At 64.7% G+C, this 1,165-nt stretch carries 1 protein-coding gene; it reads left to right on the plus strand.

Annotation, left to right across the window (positions count from 1 at the left end; translation table 11 throughout):
• Positions 1–218: 218 nt before the first annotated feature.
• A partial coding sequence (locus ABT116_RS48590) for an alpha/beta hydrolase (RefSeq protein WP_351647954.1) occupies positions 219–1,165 on the plus strand: 947 nt, incomplete at its 3' end.

Consider the following 1,165-nt stretch of genomic DNA (forward strand, 5'->3'; position numbering starts at 1 on the left):
GAGAGCGGCTTTCCCGGCGGCGTCGACGTCGCGGGTGCCGACATAGTGAACTGGGATTCCCAAAGCCGCCTCCTCACAGTGGAAACCGCGGACGACACGGGTCCCGTCACAGTCACGGTCACTCCGGCGGCCTGATCTCGAGCGTCGAGATTCCTGGATATTTGTCCGGTTCTTTCGTAACGTACAAGCGACGGGTGATCGGCCGACGGAAGGCGAGTATGTCCACGGAGAAGATGTCTGTCCAAGATCGTGTTGCGCGGGTGGTTCTCGATGTCGTCGGCGCCTTACCGACCGGCGCGCAGCGCATTCTCGGTGGCAAGCCGAAGGAGATCGACGGGCAGACTCTGCACCCGGAGATCCAGCTTGCGCTGCGATTGCTCTCGGCAGTGGAAGGTACGAGCTTCGAGAATCTTCCGGTCGAAGAGGGACGCGCTCAGATCGACGCCGAATCACGGCTGTTCGGCGGTACACCGATCGACATCGAGACGGTTCGTGACCTCGAGATCCCGTGCGGGGATCACGCAATTCCCGCTCGGCTGTATCGCCCGGCCGGAGTCTCCACGCCCGCTCCACTTTTGGTGTACTTCCACGGCGGCGGGTTCGTCCTCGACAGCCTCGAAAGCGGCGACAGTGTGTGCCGCTTCCTGGCCCGACACGGCGAAATCAGCGTGGTGTCGGTGGACTACCGGCTTGCGCCCGAGTTCCCGTTCCCGGCCGGGGTCGACGACGCCGTCGCCGCCTTTCGGTACTGCGTCGAACATGCCGCAGAACTGGGCGCGGATCCGAGATCCATTGCGGTGGGCGGAGACAGCGCCGGCGGGAACCTCGCTGCCGTCGTCGCGCAGTCCACGACCGAAGACGCCGTCAAGCCCGTCTTCCAACTGCTCTTCTTTCCCTGGGTCGACCTCTCGTCGAAGCGTCCGTCGCACAGGATGTTCGGCACCGACTTCTTTCTCACCGACGCCCAACTCGATTGGTATGCAGCCCATTACCTGTCGGGTGGCGCTTCGGCTCTCGACCCGCGAGTCTCGCCGCTGCTCACTCCGGACCTGGCCGGACTGCCGCCCGCGTACGTTGCGGTAGCCGGTTTCGACCCACTACGCGACGAGGGCGAGGCGTATGCGAACCGGCTGCGAGAGGCCGGAGTTCCGGTCGCACTGAGGCG

The sequence above is a fragment of the Streptomyces sp. NPDC002130 genome (assembly GCF_040296465.1).
Classification (GTDB): Bacteria; Actinomycetota; Actinomycetes; order Streptomycetales; family Streptomycetaceae; genus Streptomyces.